13 protein-coding genes and 1 pseudogene are annotated in these 19475 nt (G+C 68.4%); 6 read left to right on the top strand and 8 right to left on the bottom strand.

Features of this window, described 5'->3' with window-relative positions; all coding sequences use genetic code 11:
- Window position 1 precedes the first annotated feature (1 nt).
- The 8 genes and pseudogenes from ACZ6TU_RS21810 to ACZ6TU_RS21775 all read right to left on the bottom strand — a co-directional run bounded on the left by ACZ6TU_RS21810 (window position 2) and on the right by ACZ6TU_RS21775 (window position 10477).
- A complete protein-coding gene (locus tag ACZ6TU_RS21810; RefSeq protein WP_469550343.1) occupies window positions 2-1090 on the bottom strand; it encodes a helix-turn-helix domain-containing protein in 1089 nt (362 codons plus the stop codon).
- A gap of 66 nt (window positions 1091-1156) precedes the next feature.
- Window positions 1157-1840, bottom strand: coding sequence for a hypothetical protein (locus ACZ6TU_RS21805; protein WP_469550341.1), 684 nt, complete (start codon window positions 1838-1840; stop codon window positions 1157-1159).
- A gap of 397 nt (window positions 1841-2237) precedes the next feature.
- A pseudogene (locus ACZ6TU_RS21800) lies at window positions 2238-2637 on the bottom strand (transposase); the annotation flags it as partial.
- A gap of 10 nt (window positions 2638-2647) precedes the next feature.
- Window positions 2648-4456 carry a TniQ family protein gene (locus ACZ6TU_RS21795; protein WP_469550338.1) on the bottom strand — a complete coding sequence of 603 codons (1809 nt, stop codon included), beginning with the start codon at window positions 4454-4456 and terminating at the stop codon, window positions 2648-2650.
- Window positions 4453-5592 carry an AAA family ATPase gene (locus ACZ6TU_RS21790; RefSeq protein WP_469550335.1) on the bottom strand — a complete coding sequence of 380 codons (1140 nt, stop codon included), beginning with the start codon at window positions 5590-5592 and terminating at the stop codon, window positions 4453-4455. The genes ACZ6TU_RS21795 and ACZ6TU_RS21790 overlap by 4 nt, the downstream gene beginning before the upstream one ends.
- Window positions 5582-7732: a transposase gene (locus ACZ6TU_RS21785; RefSeq protein ID WP_469550333.1), complete on the bottom strand. Its 2151-nt coding sequence runs from the start codon at window positions 7730-7732 to the stop codon at window positions 5582-5584. Before ACZ6TU_RS21785 ends, ACZ6TU_RS21790 begins: the two co-directional genes overlap by 11 nt.
- The gene (locus ACZ6TU_RS21780; protein ID WP_469550330.1) at window positions 7729-8457 is read right to left on the bottom strand and encodes a TnsA-like heteromeric transposase endonuclease subunit; all 729 of its coding nucleotides are present in this window, start codon (window positions 8455-8457) and stop codon (window positions 7729-7731) included. The genes ACZ6TU_RS21785 and ACZ6TU_RS21780 overlap by 4 nt, the downstream gene beginning before the upstream one ends.
- Window positions 8458-8674: 217 nt before the next feature.
- The gene (locus ACZ6TU_RS21775; RefSeq protein WP_467675862.1) at window positions 8675-10477 is read right to left on the bottom strand and encodes a glycoside hydrolase family 15 protein; all 1803 of its coding nucleotides are present in this window, start codon (window positions 10475-10477) and stop codon (window positions 8675-8677) included.
- 518 nt (window positions 10478-10995) lie between these two features.
- On the opposite strand from ACZ6TU_RS21775, the gene ACZ6TU_RS21770 reads away from it, so the two are divergent.
- From ACZ6TU_RS21770 to ACZ6TU_RS21745, 6 genes are all read left to right on the top strand, one after another.
- Window positions 10996-12654 carry a CTP synthase gene (locus tag ACZ6TU_RS21770; protein ID WP_467675926.1) on the top strand — a complete coding sequence of 553 codons (1659 nt, stop codon included), beginning with the start codon at window positions 10996-10998 and terminating at the stop codon, window positions 12652-12654.
- A 115-nt stretch (window positions 12655-12769) separates the two neighbouring features.
- The gene (locus tag ACZ6TU_RS21765) at window positions 12770-13396 is read left to right on the top strand and encodes an NUDIX domain-containing protein (protein WP_467675861.1); all 627 of its coding nucleotides are present in this window, start codon (window positions 12770-12772) and stop codon (window positions 13394-13396) included.
- Window positions 13397-13818: 422 nt separating this feature from the next.
- A complete protein-coding gene (locus ACZ6TU_RS21760) occupies window positions 13819-15903 on the top strand; it encodes a tetratricopeptide repeat protein (RefSeq protein WP_467675859.1) in 2085 nt (694 codons plus the stop codon).
- Window positions 15904-16039: 136 nt separating this feature from the next.
- Complete coding sequence (gene ald / locus ACZ6TU_RS21755; protein WP_469550326.1) at window positions 16040-17164, top strand: alanine dehydrogenase; 1125 nt, start codon at window positions 16040-16042, stop codon at window positions 17162-17164.
- 411 nt (window positions 17165-17575) lie between these two features.
- Window positions 17576-18703, top strand: coding sequence for a ParA family protein (locus ACZ6TU_RS21750; protein ID WP_467675855.1), 1128 nt, complete (start codon window positions 17576-17578; stop codon window positions 18701-18703).
- Complete coding sequence (locus ACZ6TU_RS21745; protein ID WP_467675853.1) at window positions 18688-19287, top strand: hypothetical protein; 600 nt, start codon at window positions 18688-18690, stop codon at window positions 19285-19287. Before ACZ6TU_RS21750 ends, ACZ6TU_RS21745 begins: the two co-directional genes overlap by 16 nt.
- The last annotated feature ends 188 nt before the right edge of the window (window positions 19288-19475 follow it).

Genomic DNA, 19475 nt, shown 5'->3' with positions numbered 1-19475 from the left:
CTCAGGGGACGATAGACAGGCTGCGCGTCGCAGTAGCCGTAGCTTGCTGGCCCTTGCCGTCGAAGGTCGTGAGGGTGAGCCCGAACATGAGTCGGTTCATCTCTTCACTCGTGAGCCCGAGTTCGGCCGCGACGGACCAGGGGCGAACATGCTTCGAACGCAGCGCGGTGAAGACCTTGGTCAACACCTGCGACGTTTCGCGCTGGCTCATGCCCTGCGGCTCGCCGGACCGGTACCCCAACCTGCTCAGCTCGGCGCAGGTGGACCGATACTGCCAGTCAGAGAGCAGATGCAGGTCGTGCATGCGGTAGGTCAGGGCCATCGCGGAGACGTTCCAAATTCGCTTGCCGCGCAGGATCTGATCGACGTGTGCGCCTGACGGCATGTGCCCCAGAACGCTCGCTCGAGGCATCAGGAACGCTGAAGCGAAGTCGTTCGCTTGCCGTTCGGCCTCGGGGCCTGAGCAGGCGTGCTCGCTACCATGCATGACGAGGTGGCCCAGTTCGTGGGCCGCGTCGAAGCGCCCTCGCTCGGCCGACTTGAGCGTATTGAGGAATACGAACGGAACGCCATCGCGCCACACCGCGAACGCGTCGACCTCGGCGTGGTCGGGATCGAGTGAGAACACCCGAACTCCGTGCGCTTCCAGAAGGTGCACCATATTGGGCGCTGGTGCTTCCCCCAGACCCCAGCGAGTGCGGACCATACCAGCGGCTGTTTCCGGGTCAGGTTTGCCCAGTGAAGGCACATTCGCTGCTGGCAGGCGGAATCTCTCGTCGATCCACTCGTACAGCATCGCGCCCAGTGTGCCGGCGGCTCGCGCGGCTTCGAGGACTCTGGCCGACGTCTTGCTGCGCGCCCTCCATGAGATGCCTTCGGCAGGGAGCTCGTCCAGCTCAGGACCTTCGAAGAAGACGGTGGGGAAGTCGAGTGCTGAGGCAATCTTGGCGAGGGTGTCGGGACGGGGTGCGGTGCGACCCGTCTCGTAGTTTGACAGGCTCTGCAATGACAGCTCGGCTCGGTCCGACAGCTCGGCAAGGGTGAGGCCCCTGCGCTTGCGGGCCAGTGTGATGCGGGACGGGGTCACCATGTGGGGCTGCCTCAGTTATTGGTGGTGCAGGGTGGGGCGACAGGCTTCGTGCCCCACCAACGGGCTTCAGCGGAAATCGACGGCGATGTCGATCTCCTCAGGCCCATCATCGTTCGTAGGTTCGATTCCGTCCATCACCAGGGCGGGAAGCGGAATCCGCTTACCCCATTCGATCACGAAGCCGTCCTGGAAGCGCTTTGGCTGCGACAGCTCACAGTCGATCCGCACCGTGTCGCCGATCGTCGTACGGTGCGACAGCAGGAACCACGTCTTCAGGGCGAAGGCCTCTTCTTCGCTCAACGCAACCCCGTCAGGGCCGACGCCGGCCGCGAACAGAGCCGTCTGTACGGATGTGGTGGCGTCGCCGGCGTTGGCGCGAGTGACCATTTCAGTGGCAGCTCCGCGTCGGCGTGCGTTCTTCGGGAACAGGCTTGCCTGCCCCGTGGCAGCGTCGCCGACCATCACGCCCATTGCGACCGATCGGTCCGGGTTGCAGACAAGTTCGAGCCGACCGTGCACGAGACGGGTCCACTTCTCCTTCTCGATGTGCAACTCGCGGATGGTCCGCACGTGCGCCTCGTAGGCCCGTCGGCCCGCCGTTCCCGTTGGATCGTTGCGGACCGCGGTGCGCCTTGCGGCTTCGCCCGCGCGCAGTACGTCGTGCAGAAGCTCAAGCCTGGTCCCAACGCCACCCAACTTGGCCCGTACATCATCGGGTTCAGGAGAGGGCTTCACAAGGGACAGGGTCAAGGGAACCTCCGGGCGTCGGCGGTGAGCTTATAAATACTCTACCTCAAATGAGGGGCAAGTTTTATAAGGGTTGCCGACGTTCGCGACTCCTCTGTAGGCCGGGAGTCGGGCCGTAGGTGAGAAGGGCTCGCTATCGCGGACGGTCCGCCGCAGAGAGCGGCTCTCGGCACCTGGTGCTGCGATATCCGCACTGCGGCTGCTCAGTCTGCGGGAGGTCTCGAACCGGTTCTCCACCCGGCTCAACGAGGTCAGCGCCAAGCCGGAGACGAGTCCGGATGCGCAGGACGACCGGAGAAGTCTCCTTGCCCGCGGGGACGAGCGGCTCCAGCGGGCCGTTGGCAGTCAGAGCATCGCGTACCCCAGCAGATCAAGGAGAGCCGTCCCCCGCGCACTGGGGAATCTTCGAGCCGTACTTGGCCCGATCCACAGGGTTCGGACATGTCAGGCCCCCCATGTCAGGCCCGCATGTTCAGGGAGTCGATCGTGCACCTCGACCAGTCCAGCTCGCCGCGCGAGTCCAGTTCGTCGAACAGACGATGCAGCTTGGCCCACACTCGGGCTTTCGTCCACTCGCTGAACCTTCGGTGGGCGGTTGCCCCGGATAGTCCGACCGACGCTGAGGGCAGTTGCTGCCGCGTGCAGCTCGACGTGGCCACGAACGCGATCGCGGCCAGCGCTTCACAGTCTCCATGCTTCCGTCGACCACCACCCTGAGGCCGCTTCGGCGCCTCTGGGACCACCCGCTGGAACAGCCCCCACAACTCATCCGGCACTATCCGCTCAACGATCCCCACCACGGCCAACAACCTACTGACTCAGATGAGATGACCTGTAAAGGGTTCGTATGTGCGGGCCGGCGGCTTGCCGTACTGAGGGGGTAAGCGTGTAGTACGTGCGGCGCCGCCTACATCCTTGTCGTTCATCCGCGGTTTCAAGACGACTCGAGAGCCAGCCGGCTTCTTCGAGGCGTTTGAGTTGCTTGAAGATCGTGGTTATCGGTATGCCGGTGGTGGCGTGGATCTGTGCCGCGCAGGCCTCTTGGTCTCTGTGAGTGAGGAGATGCCTCAGGAGCGGCAGCATGGGTAGAGGGATGAAGAGTCGGTCGCCGTGCTGGGGGCTGCTATGAAGGTTGGTCAGCGAACGGCGCTCACCGTCGACTGTGGCGATTGCGGAATTGATCGCGCCTGGTTCGGGAATTTTCTCGATTCTGGATCCGAGCGCGGCATGCATGAGGTTCTGGACGTCATCGCGGTCGAGATCTTGCAGGAGACGGGCTCCTCGTCTGGTTGGGCTCTGCGGCGCGTGTCGGACCGACCGGCGGAACAGTTCGGCTCCAACGGCGCACTCCAACTGGTCGAGCTGCGTGGTGAGCGTGCTTGGCCGTAGGCCGAGATAGCTGGCGCTAGTTGTGAGGGTGGGAAAGAACATGCTGATCTGGAAACGGCGTAGGCGGCGCCAGCCGTGAAGTGTCTCTTCCGCTGCTGCTCGAATGTCGGGCGGAATTGATGCATCGAGCTTTGTGATGAGAGCGGGGCTACTGCGGCCCGACGGCCTGCGCTGGATGCCGAGTTGTTCGAGCCGGTGTCGAACGGCCTCGCGGTGGGTACCGACCTCCTCGGCAATGTCACGGCCGGTCCGTTTATGTGTGATGTATTGCTCGCGGAGCCAGTCGTCGTTGAATACCGGTGGCCGAGTTCCTCCACTATGGATGGCGACACCCAGGTTCTTGGTGTGGCGGACCACGTGCGCGATGGGCACGCCCACTTCTCTGGCAATGGTGGCGAAGCTTTTCCTGCCCTCGGTGTACTCGCGCTGCAGGAACTCGGGCGTCAGGATCCGGACACGGCGTTCATGGATGCGCCAGCTGCCCAATGGCGACTGTGAGTCGGTGGCGTCCGTGAGCGCGGATTCCCAGGCGGAACGGCAGGCGGCGCTCATCTTCCGCAGGTCGGACGGCCCCAGGGACTCGGCGAGCCTGGACAACAGGCGGTCCGCCTCGACGAAGACGGCGTCAGCGCTGGGGAACGGAGGGAGAATGATGCCGTTGATCGCGGTTTGCGCCTGCACGATCGGATGGCCGTGACTGAGGCTGAGCTGTGGCGCGCTGGTCAGGTCTGCGCCGCAGACACTCCTCCTGCCGGTTCGGCGCATGCAGTGTCCGCGCGGATGTAGATGCACCGCTCTGGGCAGGAAGTAGCGCGGTTCGTGACCACAGCTCGGACAGGTGCGGTGGAGGAGGGCGTGGTGTTTGGTGCAGGCGAAAGGCCACGGCAGCCACCAGAGCGTCGGCCAGCGGCCCTCGTCGTCGTGCAGACACTGTGGGCAGAACCGCCAGCTGGGCGCCCGGCGGCCGAAGATCTCGGCGGGCAGGACGGCAGTGTCAAGATGGCGGGCAGGCAGTGCCACCTGCTGTTCCAGCCGCCGCAGTGCCTCTTCGGGGACTGAGGTGAGGAGATAACGCGTGCGTTCCCGGACCGACATCTCGGGCAGGCCCAGGGCGTCCAGCAGAGCCGAGAGTGAAGTCCAGCTGCGCCGGGCGAGGGCTTCCAGCCAGCTGTCGATGCTTTCCCCGGGGCGAGGCAGGACGCGGATTGCCAGGGTGCGCGGTTCGCTCATGCCGCCTTCTTCCCTGGCCGGCTGACCAGGCGGCCGGAGGCTAGGGCGTGTTGGAGTTCCTCGCGGGCCTGCTCGGAAGCAGCGTCGTTCTTCACCTGGTCCAGCAGTTCCTTGTCCAGGCGCTCGGCGCCGGTGCGTACTGCTCGCTGGCAACCGCGGTTGATCAGTGTCATAAGTGAGCCGATGTGGCCGGTGCTGCGGGCGAAGAGTTCGTCGGACAAATCGTCCGCGATCATTCCGGGGTACTTGTCTGCGAGGACGACGCGTTCTTCGATCCCGAGGAGGGCGTCGCGCCAGTCCGCTCGTCCCTGTTCGGATGAGATGGTGAACGGGTCCATGTTGAGCCGGGTAGTGCGGCGTCCGGTCTGCGCGAGAACCGCGTCCTCGTAACTTGATCCTTCGCTGAACAGGCCCCGCTTTTCCAGGCCAACGCCGATCGTCAGCAAGGTGACCGGGAATTCGTTGGCGATGTATTTGAAGTGGTTGCTGACCTCGATCCCGTTCTTGTTTCGCCACTTCAGGAAATGCAGGTCGTCCACGATCAGGAGCTTTGTTTCTGCTGATAGGACCGAATCGAGAGCGCGGTAGCCGAATTCGGCGGACGTCCCGCGAAAGCGGCCAGGGTGTCCGTAGTACTCTAGAATTGCCCGGTTGAAATCACGCATACCGGTGTTGCTGGTCAATCCGACACGGCAGACGGGCCACCGTTCGTGGCCCTCGTCGGTGTAATTTCCCTCTTCTTCGATGATCCGCCGGTGGACCTTTTTGGCGAAGGCGAGCACTGCTGTGGTTTTCCCTAGACCGGGGAAGGCATCGAGAGCGATGCCGCCCTTGACCTTGTCGCTGTCCTGGTCATTGCTGTCGAAGATGTCCCAGAGGTCTTCGTGCAGTGCCTTCAATTGTGGGGTCCTCAGGGGGCCCAGGTTCGCGTGCCATTTGCGGCGGTCTCGGTTGTATTCGGCAAGGGCATGTGTGCCCAGCATTTTCAGCTGGCGGCGCGACAGACGCTCCGGACGCATCCTGCGTGGGGCCTCGGCCAGGCGGCCGAATCCTTCCTTGCGGGACAGCGTGAGGTGATCCAGCCGGGAGCGCATATCGGCTTCCTCGGCCTTCGCGCGGGTCGGCTTACGCGTCATCGTCGATGTCCTTCAAAGCCGTGGCGTAGAAGTCGAGTTCCTCTTCCAGCTCATCCAGGCCGTCGGCATCGTCATCGCCCACCTCCGCGTCCTGAACGGCCTCGATCGCCGGAGACGTCGGCTGCTCGGGAAGGGACAGCACGCGGGCGACCGACGGCAGTGAACTGACCTCGTCGGCCTGCTGCTCGGGAAGATCCAGGGCGACCTGTTCGCGGGAGAGCCGCAGTGCCATCCGCCGTTCGACCAGAGAGGTGCCAAGGCCGAGGTTCCACCGCTTCAGCAGCAGGGCGATGGCGAGTCGGTCGTCGGGATAGGTGTACTCCTTCGCCGCCAGACGCCGGGCGAACTGCAGCGCTTCATCGCTCAGCGGCATGGTGAGGCCGGGCGCATGTTCCCACTGAAGCGTGTGCCAGATGCGCTTGTGGTCCCGGAAATGGATCCGGGTGACGTCGTCGGGGTCCGCGAAGAACTCCAGCCGCCGCTTGTCCAGGTCGATGTCGGATCCGGCCATGTCCCGCAGTCCGTCGAGGCAGTCGCCGTTGTAGCGGCGGCTGTTGATCTCGACGCCGTAGTGCTGGACGGTGCGCATCGTGACATCGAGAAACTCGTAGGCCAGGTGCGGGTCGCGGGGCACCTCGATGTAGCCCGCCCGCGCGAGCCCGTGCTCGAACATCGCCGACGGGGACAACTCCACCTTCGGCAGGTGCGGATCGACGAGACCCTTGTGTGGCCTGCGGTGATACGTCACGGCGGTCCACTCCCGGATGATCGCCTCCAACTCGTGGTGGAAGAAGAAGGCGTCCTTCTCCGGGTTCAGCCCGCGCGAGTGGATGTCCGGTCCCTTGTAGCCGGGCAGTCGCTGCAGCAGGTCTTCCCGCAGCGTGCGGAAATACCGCTCCACCGGCCCCTTGTCCCGGCCAGTGCGCAGCCTCGCCGGCTGCACCGAGATCCCCATCCGGCGGCAGACGCTGGTCAGGTGCGCCGACAGGTAGATCTTGCCGTGGTCGACGATCAACGTCTCCGGCGGCACCTTCGGGCCCCATACCCCAGTGAGGGGCCCGTGGACGGCCTCGACCTCCACCAGCACCCCACGTGGAATGCCGTGCTCGGGCCAGGCCGCTTCCCTCGGCCAGCTCTCAGGAACCTGCTGGGGGCGGTAAGCCTGGTAGAGGACGGCCGCCGCGTCGATCGCCTTCGTCGACACCGGAGTCACCCGCAGACCGATGATGCAGCGGGTGTACCAGTCCATCGCGACGGTCAGCTCCGCCTGCATCCACCGCAGCGTCACCGGGTCGAGCGCGAAAACGTCCAGCCGCGTGGTGTCCATCAGCACGTACTCGCCTGGCCGCGTGGGCCGCAGCTTCCCGTAGACGCCTCGCGGGCGGTCGGCGATGTCCCGGTTGCGCTGCGTACTCAACCGGAACGTCGGATGATGCCGTTCCAGCTCCTGCATCCACCGATAGGCCGTCGTCCGCGGCGGCAACTGCACCTTCACCAGCTTGAACTTGGCCCTGACGCGGGCCTCGACTTCTTCCAGCACCACCTTCACCGAGGGCCGTGACTCCTCCTCGTACTCCTTCAGCACCTCCTCTGCGGTCTCGACCCAGCGCGGATCAGCGTTGCTCAGCCCGCTGTCCGCCCGCGCGGTCTTCGGCACCAGACCAGCCTCGCCCAACTCTTGGAAGGACCGCACCCACCGGCGCACCGTCCGCTCGGTCACTCCCAGTTCCGTCGCCTTGGCCTCGTACCGAGCCCGCAGGGGCAGGCCAGGGGCGTATTGCGGGCGCGGCTCATCCGACCGCGGAAGGTCCTCGCTGCCGGAGCGGTAGCCCGTCAGCATCTCCCGGACATGCTCAGCCCGCTCCAAAACCTCCTTCCTCTCCTCCTTGGTCAGCCGGTTCAGCACCACGGCGGCAAGGTCCTCGTCATCAGTGGACGACGGGCCCGCCCTGTCATGGATCAGCTCGGCACGGTCCGAAGTCAGCAGCTCACGCAGCGACATCCGGGCCATCCGGCCCCGGCCGTCCTTGAGGACGACCTCCATGCCCGTGGCCAGGCTGACGAACTCCACCACTTCGACCGTTTCACCGTCCAGCCGGAAGTGCGTCCCGACCCCCAGCCTTGTTCCGGCCCCGCTCATGCGGCCCTCCGCAGCACGTGCCCCGCGCTCAACGGCCGGTCCAACGCGGTCGTCACATGCCCGGACCACAGCAGATGCAGCACCGCCGACTTCACCAGTGGCCGAGGCCACTCGGGCAGTAGCCGGAAAGCATCGCCCAGCGGTATCCCGTCCAGATCCGCAACCCGCAGGGCGGCCACCAGATCAGGGTCGAACAGCCAGGCGCGGCGGTAGCCGGCCAGGAACCGGACGTTCTCAAGCACGGACGGATCCGGCTCGCTCCACACCTCGTACTGCCACCCGCGCGACGTGACCGTCTCCCGTGTCCAGGCGAAGGTGAAGGCGATCTCCGGCTTCTCAAGCCGGTGCTGCGGCTTGACGTCCACGACCACCGGACCGTCGTCCGTCAGCAGCAGATAGTCCGGGATGTGCTTGCGCACTTTGCCATCGATCCCAGCCTTGAGCAGGAACGGCTGGGCCACGATATGCCGCACCTCAGGGGCGAAGTCGGCGAACAGCAGCCGCCCCAGCTCCAGCCGTGACTCGTAGATCACGTGGTCGCCCATGGTGGCCGACCAGTAGGTGCCCGAGTAGTGCTGCTGTCCCTTGAACCAGCGGAACGTCCGCCACGGCCGGGCCTCCCGCAGCAGCCCGAGCGGCACTAACGGCCACTCCAGGTCCTCCACAACGGCCCCGTCATCGCGCCGGACACTCATCCGTACCGGCGCGGCAACCGCTGTACCCATCGGACCACCAACCCCGCGATTTCCGAGCGGCCTCACTAGCCACCGAACGCTGGGGTCCTGCCCCGGCCAGAAGTGGAGACGCCGACCGGGAGGGTCCTGTACACGAAGAGGGGAACTACTCGCTCATGGGGCATGAATCCCATCCCCGTGTCCTATTGGACACGGGGTGGACATCGCCGGTGGGAAAAGGACACGGGATCTGGGATCCCACACCCGGTCAGCCCCCGTACGCCCCCGAAGCCGTCAGACGCAGCGCCGTGTCGATGAGCGGAACGTGACTGAACGCCTGGGGGAAGTTGCCCACCTGGCGCTGGAGGTGCGGGTCCCACTCCTCCGCCAGCAGGCCGAGGTCGTTGCGCAGCGACAGCAGCTTCTCGAACAGCTTGCGGGCCTCGTCCACGCGGCCGATCATCGCCAGGTCGTCGGCCATCCAGAACGAGCAGGCGAGGAACGCGCCCTCGTCGCCGGGCAGGCCGTCGACGCCCTCGTTGTCGCCCTCCGTCGGGTAGCGCAGGATGAACCCGTCCGGCGTGGACAGCTCCCGCTGGATCGCCTCGATGGTGCCGATGACACGCTTGTCGTCCGGCGGCAGGAAGCCCATCTGCGGGATCAGCAGCAGCGACGCGTCCAGCTCCTTCGAGCCGTACGACTGCGTGAAGGTGTTGCGTTCCTTGTCGTAGCCCTTCTCGCACACGTCGCGGTGGATGTCGTCGCGCAGTTCCTTCCACCGCTCCAGCGGGCCGTCGGCGTCGCCGGATTCGATCAGCTTGATCGTGCGGTCGACGGCGACCCAGGCCATCACCTTGGAGTGCACGAAGTGGCGGCGCGGGCCGCGCACCTCCCAGATGCCCTCGTCCGGGTCCTGCCAGTGGTCCTCCAGGTAGCGGATCAGCTTCAGCTGGAGCAGCGAGGCGTAGTCGTTGCGCGCGAGACCCGTCATGTGGGCCAGGTGCAGGGCCTCGGTGACCTCGCCGTAGACGTCCAGCTGGAGCTGGTGCGCGGCGCCGTTGCCGACCCGGACGGGGGTGGAGTTCTCGTAACCCGGCAGCCAGTCCAGCTCCGCCTCGCCCAGCTCCCGCTCACCGGCGATGCCGTACATGATCTGGAGGTTCTCCGGGTCGCCGGCCACGGCCCGCAGCAGCCACTCGCGCCAGGCGCGGGCCTCCTCGCGGTAGCCGGTGCGCAGCAGCGAGGACAGGGTGATCGCCGCGTCCCGCAGCCAGGTGTAGCGGTAGTCCCAGTTGCGGACGCCGCCGATGTCCTCCGGCAGGGAGGTGGTCGGCGCGGCGACGATGCCGCCGGTCGGAGCGTACGTCAGGGCCTTCAGCGTGATCAGCGAGCGGACCACGGCCTCCCGGTAGGGGCCGTGGTACGTGCAGTGGTCGACCCACTCGCGCCAGAAGTCCTCCGTCGCCTCCAGGGACTGCTCCGGCTCGGGCAGCGGCGGCGGCTCCTTGTGCGAGGGCTGCCAGGAGATCGTGAACGCGATCCGGTCACCCGGGGCGACCGTGAAGTCCGCGTACGTCGTCAGGGACTTGCCGTACGTCTCGGTGGATGTGTCGAACCACACGGAGTCGGGGCCCGCCACGGCCACCGTGCGCCCTTCGTGCTTGTGCACCCACGGCACCACCCGCCCGTAGGAGAACCGCATCCGCAGCGCCGAGCGCATCGGCACGCGGCCCGAGACGCCCTCCACGATCCGGATCAGCTGCGGGGCGCCGTCACGCGGCGGCATGAAATCGGTCACCCGGACCGTGCCCCGCTGGGTGTCCCACTCGGACTCCAGGATCAGCGAGTCACCGCGGTAGCTGCGCCGGGCCGCGGTGGGCGGCTGCTGGTCGGAGGCGTACGCGGGCCCGAGCCGCCAGAAGCCGTGCTCCTCGTTGCCCAGCAGGCCGGCGAAGATGGCGTGCGAGTCGAAGCGGGGCAGGCACAGCCAGTCGACTGTGCCGTCCCGGCAGACCAGGGCTGCGGTCTGCATGTCTCCGATGAGTGCGTAATCTTCGATGCGCCCGGCCACGTGCAACTCCAGTCGAACGGCCACGTCACCCCATAAGGGGGCTGTCGCTAGTGCGGTCAAGGGGATTTTCAGCAAGTCTTGCAATTGCATCGTTGAGCGATGAAGCAAAACAGGTCGCTTGCCGTGATGCAAAGCGCCAATTGTTGCTCAACGAACTGACGAGCTCACGTTGTTCCGGTACTTCCGGGCGGGGGATGGTGCCGTTGGGCCGGCGGGCTCGGCAGCGAGTGTCCGAGCAGGATACGACGCACGCCCATGTTCCGGGTGCCCGTCCAGGCAAGGCGAGTACGCCGAACGAGTGAGCATGGGGTGAGAGACCGGTGAGGGTGACCGCCTCCGTGTCGACATGTGTGCGGAGCGTGGCCGGAAGCCATCGCCCCGCGGCGCTGATACGCTGGTAGCCCGTGGACCGGTGGGCAGCAAACCCCCGAACCGCAGCGACGGCAACCCCCCGGAAACCTCCGGCAGGCAGCCGCACCGCACCCCCAGACCGCGACCACGGGAGCCCCGTCTTGGCCATGCCGCCCGCCGCTTTTCGTAACTCGACGACCAAGCACATCTTCGTCACCGGGGGTGTCGCCTCCTCGCTCGGCAAGGGCCTGACGGCCTCCAGCCTCGGCATGCTGCTCAAGGCCCGCGGTCTGCGCGTCGTGATGCAGAAGCTCGACCCGTACCTGAACGTGGACCCGGGCACGATGAACCCCTTCCAGCACGGTGAGGTGTTCGTCACCAACGACGGCGCCGAGACCGACCTGGACATCGGCCACTACGAGCGCTTCCTCGACCGGGACCTGGACGGCTCGGCCAACGTCACCACCGGCCAGGTGTACTCCACCGTGATCGCCAAGGAGCGGCGCGGCGAGTACCTGGGCGACACCGTGCAGGTCATCCCGCACATCACCAACGAGATCAAGCACCGCATCCGCCGCATGGCGACGGACGAGGTCGACGTCGTGATCACGGAGGTCGGCGGCACGGTCGGCGACATCGAGTCGCTGCCGTTCCTGGAGACCGTCCGCCAGGTCCGGCACGAGGTCGGCCGTGACAACGTCTTCGTCGTCCATATCTCGCTCCTGCCGTACATCGGCCCCTCGGGTGAGCTGAAGACGAAGCCCACCCAGCACTCGGTTGCGGCCCTGCGCAACATCGGTATCCAGCCGGACGCGATCGTGCTGCGCTGCGACCGCGAGGTGCCGACCGCGATCAAGCGGAAGATCTCGCTGATGTGCGACGTCGACGAGGCCGCCGTGGTCGCCTGCCCCGACGCCCGCTCGATCTACGACATCCCCAAGACCGTGCACGGCGAGGGCCTGGACGCCTACGTGGTCCGCAAGCTCGACCTGCCGTTCCGCGACGTGGACTGGACAACCTGGGACGACCTGCTCGACCGCGTCCACAACCCGGACCACGAGATCACCCTCGCGCTGGTCGGCAAGTACATCGACCTGCCCGACGCCTACCTGTCGGTCACCGAGGCGCTGCGCGCCGGCGGGTTCGCCAACCGGGCCCGCGTCAAGATCAAGTGGGTCACCTCCGACGACTGCAAGACCCCGGCGGGCGCGGCCCAGCAGCTCGGCGACGTCGACGGCGTCTGCATCCCCGGCGGCTTCGGCGACCGCGGTGTGCTCGGCAAGGTCGGCGCGATCAAGTACGCCCGCGAGAACAAGATCCCGCTGCTCGGCCTCTGCCTCGGCCTCCAGTGCATCGTGATCGAGGCCGCGCGCAGCCTGGCCGACATCGGCGACGCCAACTCCACCGAGTTCGACCCGGCCACCGCCCACCCGGTCATCTCCACGATGGCCGAGCAGCTCGACATCGTCGCCGGTGAGGGCGACATGGGCGGCACCATGCGGCTCGGCATGTACCCGGCGAAGCTGGCCGAGGGCTCGATCGTGCGCGAGGTGTACGACGGCAAGGAGTACGTCGAGGAGCGCCACCGGCACCGCTACGAGGTGAACAACGCCTACCGCGCCGAGTTGGAGAAGCGGGCGGGCATCCTGTTCTCCGGCACGTCCCCGGACGGCAAGCTCGTCGAGTACGTCGAGTACCCGCGCGAGGTCCACCCGTACCTGGTCGCCACGCAGGCGCACCCGGAGCTGCGCTCGCGCCCGACGCGCCCGCACCCGCTGTTCGCCGGGCTCGTCAAGGCCGCTGTCGAGCGGAAGACTTCGAAGTAACACACCAGTTGTACGGTGGCCGGGGTGCATCCCTTCAAAGGGTGTGCACCCCGGTTTCTTTTCGGCACGTCGGGCCCGGTGCGTGGAGTCGTGCCGGGCACGTGGAAGGACAGGCATGACGATCAAGGACACCCCGGAGGAGTGGGAGATCCGGGCGACGGACACCCCCTTCGTGGGCAACAAGACCTCCGTCCGCACCGACGACGTGGTCATGCCCGACGGCAGCGTGGTCCGCCGCGACTACCAGGTCCACCCCGGCTCCGTGGCCGTCCTCGCCCTCGACGAGGCCGACCGCGTCCTGGTTCTGCGCCAGTACCGCCACCCCGTGCGCCACAAGCTGTGGGAGATCCCGGCCGGTCTGCTCGACGTCCCCGGCGAGAACCCGCTGCACGCCGCGCAACGCGAGCTGTACGAAGAGGCGCACGTCAAGGCCGAGGACTGGCGGGTGCTGACCGACGTCTACACCACCCCCGGCGGCTGCGACGAGGCCGTTCGGATCTTCCTCGCCCGCGATCTCTCCGAGGCCGAGGGTGAGCGCTTCGCGGTCGAGGAGGAAGAGGCCGACATGGAGCTCGACCGGGTGCCGGTCGAGGACCTCGTCCGGGGCGTGCTGGCCGGGGAACTGCACAACAACTGCCTCGTCGTGGGCGTCCTCTCCCTGGTCGCCGCGCGCGCCGGCGACGGCCTGGACGCACTGCGCCCGGCCCAGGCGCCGTGGCCGGCGCGTCCGTTCGAGGCGTGAACCCTCCGGAGGTGGGCCGGGTCGGGGGCGGCTGACCCAGGCCGGGCGGTGGATCCGGGCCGGGCGGCGGGTCCGGGTCGGGCGGTGGATCCGAGTCAGGCGGTGGATTCGGGCGCCGGAGACGCGGCCTGCTGACCGGCCCTGCCGCCACAGCGGCATTGCGCCTGTGGCGACTGGGTCAGGTGGGCGTTGGGCCGCCCGGTGTGACGGGGCGCCGCCGCGCCCACTCTCCGCACGCTCTTCGCTTCGCTCGCGCAGAGGTCCTGGTTGTGGTGTGACGATCGGCTGATCCGATCGGGGGACGTGCCCGCCGTGCCCGTCGTGCTTCGGCCGGGGCGTTGCAGAGCGTGAACTAGGCTCTGTTCACGCCCGGACCGGAGTCCCGGCGGGCTTGTGCGTGTGGTGGGACGGGAGTGTGGCCCGTGACGGATCAGGTCGTGGAGACAGGCGACGTGCGGCTGACCGGACACGCTTCCGGGGAGAGCCGATTCCTGGGCCGCACACGCGAGTTGAAGGAACTGCGCGCCGACATCGAGCGCGCCGGCCTCGACACCCTCGCGGGCCGCAAGCCCCCACGCGCGCGCGTGCTGCTCATCGCCGGCAGGCCCGGCTCGGGGCGCACCGCACTCGCCGAGGAGCTCGTACGGCAGGTCGCGGACCGTTACCCGGACGGGGTGCTGCGCGCCCGGCTGAGCGACCCCGACGGCACCCCCGTGCCGGTCGAGCGCACCGCCCGGGACCTGCTCGCCGCCCTGGAGCAGGAGGCCCCGGCAGGCGCCTCCGAAGACGACCTGACCGACGCCCTGCGCACTGCCCTGGCCGACCGCCGTGCCCTGCTCCTGCTGGACGACGCTGCCGACGCCGAGCAGGTCGACGCCCTGCTGCCCGACACACCGGACTGCTTGGTCGTCGCGGTCTCCGAGGGCCCGCTGACCGGTATCTCGGACGTCCGCCCGTGCACCCTGGGTGGCCTGGACGCCAAGTCCGGGGTGGAGCTGCTGTCCCGGTACACCGGCGCGGTCCGCATCACCGTCGACCCCCGGGCCGCCGAGGGCCTCGCCGAGGAGTGCCAGGGGCAGCCGGCCGCACTGATGCTGGCGGGCGGCTGGCTCGCCGCCCGCCCCCAGGCGGCCGTCTCCGACCTCGCCAAGCAACTGCGCGCCGAGGACATCGAGGGGAACGCGCTGAACCGGGTCTTCCGGCTCGCCTACGCCGCCCTGCCCGCCACCGCCGCCCGGATGCTGCGCCTGCTCGCCCTCGCCCCGGCCGGACTCGTCGACCCGCAGACCGCCTCCGCCCTCGCCGGCTGCTCGGTCGCCGGCGCCCGGACCACCCTGGACGACTTCGTGGCCCTCGGCTTCCTGCACGCGGTGGAGTCGCCGCTGCCGCAGTACGAGGTGCCGGGCTGTCTGCACGCCCAGCTCCGCGTCCTCGCCGAGCGCCATGAGCGCCCGGCCGAGCTCCAGCTGGCCCGCGCCCGCATGCTGGAGCGGACGGTGCGACTGCTCCAGGCCTGCCGGGCGATCACCGAGACCGACAGCCCCCAGGCCCGCCAGAAGCTCATCGACCTGCCGCCGGCCCTGCGTTTTCCCACGCCCCGGGCGGCCGCCGACTGGCTGCGCGTGACCCGGCCCGCACTGCTGGCCTCGGCCAGGCTCGCGGTCGCCGACGGGCAGCTGGACACCCTGGCCCGGCGGCTGATGTCCCAGCTGGTGCGGACCATGGTGGCGCATGTCGGCACCCAGGCGGCGGCACCCGACCTGTACGGCATCCACAACCTGGTCCTCGACGTGGCCGAGCGCCGGAACCTGCCCCGCGAGCGGGCCGCCGCCCTCCTCAACCTCGGCGACCTCGACGCCCGGACCGGGCGCACGGCCGACGCGCTGGCCCGCTACCGGGCCGCGCTGGACGCCGGACGCGAGGTGAGCGATCCGTATGCGACCGGGCGCGCGATGGAATCCGTAGGCGGTGCGCATCTGGAGCTCGGCGACTTCGACCGGGCCGCCGACTGGTTCGGCCGGGCCCTGGTCGAGCGGCTCGCCCGGGACGAGCGTGCCGACGCCGCCCGGCTGTACGGGCGGATCGCCGCCGCCCACACCTACGCGGGCCGCTACGGCGAGGCCCTGCGGAACTGGCGCGCGGCGATCGCCGGGCACCGCAAGAACGACGACGTGGCCGCCCAGGCCCGGGCGCTGAGCGAGTTGGCGCGGGTCCAGGAGTACGCCGGCCGGCCCGAGGAGTCGCTGCGCACCTGTCGCGAGGCCGTGGAGTGGGCGCGGCGGGCCGAGGACACGCGGTTGCAGGCCGCGCTGCACCTGCGGGTCGCCGACACCCTCGAGCACCTCGGCGACCCCGCGTCGGCCCGGCTGCACCGGGGCGCCGCCGAGCGGATCCTCGGCGAGCACCAGGAGGGCCAGGAAGAGCCCGTAACGGCCTCCCACGGCGACTCACAGCGGAAACCGGAACCTGACGCCTGCGAAATCCGTGGCACATCCGCTGAAGATTGATGCAATGAAAGGCTAGACAGCGGGAACACCTTCATTAGACTGGCTCTGCCGCACGTTCTCCTGCGGTCTGTCCCGGTGTGCCCGTGCGCGCCCGGGTATGCCTAGTAATGCGCCCATACCCTCCGAGCCAAGGACCGTGATCGACGTGAAGGTCGGCATCCCCCGCGAGGTCAAGAACAACGAGTTCCGGGTGGCCATCACCCCCGCCGGCGTGCACGAGCTGGTGCGTCATGGCCACCAGGTCGTCATCGAGCGCGGTGCCGGCGTCGGCTCCTCGATCGCGGACGAGGAGTACGTCGCCGCCGGTGCGCGGATCCTGGACACCGCCGACGAGGTCTGGGCCACCGCCGACCTGCTGCTGAAGGTCAAGGAGCCCATCGCCGAGGAGTACCACCGCCTCCGCAAGGACCAGACGCTCTTCACCTACCTGCACCTGGCCGCCTCCAAGGAGTGCACGAACGCCCTGCTGGAGTCCGGCACCACGGCGATCGCCTACGAGACGGTCGAGCTGTCCGGCCGCGCGCTGCCGCTGCTCGCCCCGATGTCCGAGGTCGCGGGCCGGCTGGCCCCGCAGGTCGGCGCCTACCACCTGATGCGCGCCAACGGCGGCCGCGGCGTGCTGCCCGGCGGCGTCCCCGGAGTGCCGGCCGGCCGGGCCGTGGTCATCGGCGGCGGCGTCTCCGGCTGGCAGGCGGCGCAGATCGCCATCGGCCTGGGCTTCCACGTGACCCTGCTCGACAAGGACGTCAACAAGCTCCGCGAGGCGGACAAGATCTTCGGCACGAAGATCCAGACCGTCGTCTCCAACGCGCTGGAGCTGGAGAAGGCCTGCCTGGAGGCCGACCTCGTCATCGGCGCGGTGCTGGTCCCCGGCGCCAAGGCCCCGAAGCTGGTCACCAACGAGCTCGTCTCGCGGATGAAGCCCGGAAGTGTCCTTGTCGACATCGCGATCGACCAGGGCGGCTGCTTCGAGGACTCCCGTCCGACCACCCACGCCGAGCCGACCTTCCAGGTCCACAACTCGGTCTTCTACTGTGTCGCCAACATGCCCGGCGCGGTGCCGAACACCTCCACCTACGCGCTGACCAACGCCACGCTGCCCTACATCGTGGAGCTCGCCGACCACGGCTGGGCGGACGCGCTGCGCCGCGACCCGGCACTGGCCAAGGGCCTCAACACCCATGACGGCAAGGTCGTTTACAAGGAGGTCGCCGAGGCGCACGACGTGGAGCACGTGGAGCTGTCCTCGCTGCTCGGCTGAGCCCGCGGCCGGTAAGCCGGCCAAGTCGCCAAGGGGTAAAGGCGATACGTCAACACAGGTCGTCAATGCCGCGCACCCGGCCGGACCTTGCCCGACAAGGTCCGGCCGGATGTGTGTATGGTCACTTCGCGGTTCTCGGGCAACTCGCCTCGAACGTAACCCTTCAACCGATTCGCACACCGGTGAAACCTGCCGTGCGACGGCCGTACGCCCTTGACAGCGGGATGTTTCATTGCCGACACATCGGGCCGGGTCCGGCGGATTGTGTTGCTGCGGACGCCCGACACGCCATAGAGTCGCCAATCGTCGGCATGGTGCCACGCTGACCTGTCTAGAAGTTTCCTGGTCACCAAGGAGGTAAGACGACTTGTGAATGAGTCGACATTTACTCCCGGGGGTGGTCAACCAGGAATGCCTGCACGGGGCCAGGGTCCCGCGGGGTTCGCTGCTGTCGGCTCCGTCGCTGTGCGCACCTTCGCAGCCCACCAGAGTCAGCAGGCGACTCACACAGCACACCAGAAGATGGATGGCCATCACGTGAACGCCATGGCCGGCGACGGAAGTGGCGCGCCCCACAACCACTTCGCCGACTACGACGAACTGCCCGAGGGGCACTTCTACGACCCCGACGCGGAGTACGAGCCCGACCCCGAGTACGCGGCCACTCTCGCGCCCGACGCGGCCAGACAGCGCCGGGAGCGTATCGGCCCGACCGGGCGCCCGCTGCCGTACTTCCCGATCCCGGGTCCGCTGACCGAGCACGGACCCGCGAAGATCATCGCGATGTGCAACCAGAAGGGCGGCGTCGGCAAGACGACGTCGACCATCAACCTGGGTGCCGCGCTCGCGGAGTACGGACGCCGGGTCCTGCTCGTGGACTTCGACCCGCAGGGCGCGCTGTCGGTCGGACTCGGCGTCAACCCGATGGAACTCGACCTCACCGTCTACAACCTGCTCATGGAGCGGGGGATGGCGGCCGACGAGGTGCTGCTGAAGACGGCGGTCCCCAACATGGACCTGCTGCCCAGCAACATCGACCTGTCGGCGGCCGAGGTCCAGCTGGTCTCCGAGGTCGCCCGTGAGTCGACGCTGCAGCGCGCCCTGAAGCCGCTGCTGCCCGACTACGACTTCATCGTCATCGACTGCCAGCCCTCGCTCGGCCTGCTCACGGTGAACGCCCTGACGGCCGCGCACAAGGTGATAGTGCCTCTGGAGTGCGAGTTCTTCGCGCTGCGTGGTGTGGCCCTGCTGACGGAGACCATCGAGAAGGTCCAGGAACGGCTCAACCCGGAGCTGGAGCTCGACGGCATCCTCGCCACGATGTACGACTCGCGCACGGTGCACAGCCGTGAGGTGCTCGCGCGTGTGGTCGAGGCGTTCGACGACCACGTCTACCACACGGTCATCGGGCGCACGGTCCGCTTCCCGGAGACCACGGTCGCCGGTGAGCCGATCACCACGTACGCCTCCAACTCCGTCGGTGCCGCCGCCTACCGCCAGCTCGCCAGGGAGGTGCTCGCCCGGTGTCACGCCGAGTGAGTCTGCCGGGGGCCGACGAACTCTTCCGTACGACAGGGGGGATGGCGCTTCAGTCGTCCACGCCCAGGCGTCCGGCCAACGGCGACGCCCGGGTGCCCGCTCCTGCGGGGGAGGGTGACGCGGTGGCGGCAACGGCCGCGGAGGACGCGCCGCAGTCGGTGCCCGCGCAGGGCGGTGACGGCGAGGGTGCGGAGCATGTCGCGGCGGACTCGGAGTCGGCCGAGGCCGGGGAGTCCCGCAGCCGCTCGGCGGCCGCCGAGCGCGGCGGCTCCGCCCGGCGGCAGGCGGCACAGGAAGGTTCTGCCGCGGGTGCGGCCGGTGCCGCCGCTGCGGCACCCCGCAAGCGCGGGCGGGCCGCCTCGCGCCGTCCCAGCGGCCGTGAGAGGCACGACGAGAAGATCACGGTGTACGTGTCGGCCGAGGAGCTCATGGACCTGGAGCACGCCCGTCTCGTGCTCCGCGGCGAGCACGGCCTGGCCGTCGACCGCGGCCGTATCGTCCGCGAGGCGGTCGCCGTGGTCCTCGCCGACCTGGAGACCCGCGGGGACGCCAGCATCCTCGTACGACGGCTGCGCGGGCGGTAGCGGTAGCCTGCGGAGGCCATGACCTCGAACGCTTCCCCACCGCCCGTCGGCGGCCCGTCCGGCCGCCGGCGCGCGCTGGGGCGTGGCCCGGGGGCTCCGCGGGTGGCTCCGCAGGGTGAGCCGACGGACGTGGTCGAGCCCGGTGCGCCGCCTGCGGACACCGCCCGGTCGGGCGGGACGTCGGAGGA

This window comes from Streptomyces sp. NPDC052064, assembly GCF_055585925.1.
This window is presented reverse-complemented; position numbering and strand designations above follow the sequence as displayed.

Bases quoted from the DNA above. Each gene is read 5' to 3' on its own strand.
- ACZ6TU_RS21785 (WP_469550333.1), bottom strand. From the start codon at position 7,732: ATGAGCGGGGCCGGAACAAGGCTGGGGGTCGGGACGCACTTCCGGCTG.
- ACZ6TU_RS21790 (WP_469550335.1), bottom strand. From the start codon at position 5,592: ATGACGCGTAAGCCGACCCGCGCGAAGGCCGAGGAAGCCGATATGCGC.
- ACZ6TU_RS21765 (WP_467675861.1), top strand. From the start codon at position 12,770: ATGACGATCAAGGACACCCCGGAGGAGTGGGAGATCCGGGCGACGGAC.
- ACZ6TU_RS21770 (WP_467675926.1), top strand. From the start codon at position 10,996: ATGCCGCCCGCCGCTTTTCGTAACTCGACGACCAAGCACATCTTCGTC.
- ACZ6TU_RS21795 (WP_469550338.1), bottom strand. From the start codon at position 4,456: ATGAGCGAACCGCGCACCCTGGCAATCCGCGTCCTGCCTCGCCCCGGG.
- ACZ6TU_RS21750 (WP_467675855.1), top strand. From the start codon at position 17,576: ATGCCTGCACGGGGCCAGGGTCCCGCGGGGTTCGCTGCTGTCGGCTCC.
- ACZ6TU_RS21780 (WP_469550330.1), bottom strand. From the start codon at position 8,457: ATGGGTACAGCGGTTGCCGCGCCGGTACGGATGAGTGTCCGGCGCGAT.
- ACZ6TU_RS21810 (WP_469550343.1), bottom strand. From the start codon at position 1,090: ATGGTGACCCCGTCCCGCATCACACTGGCCCGCAAGCGCAGGGGCCTC.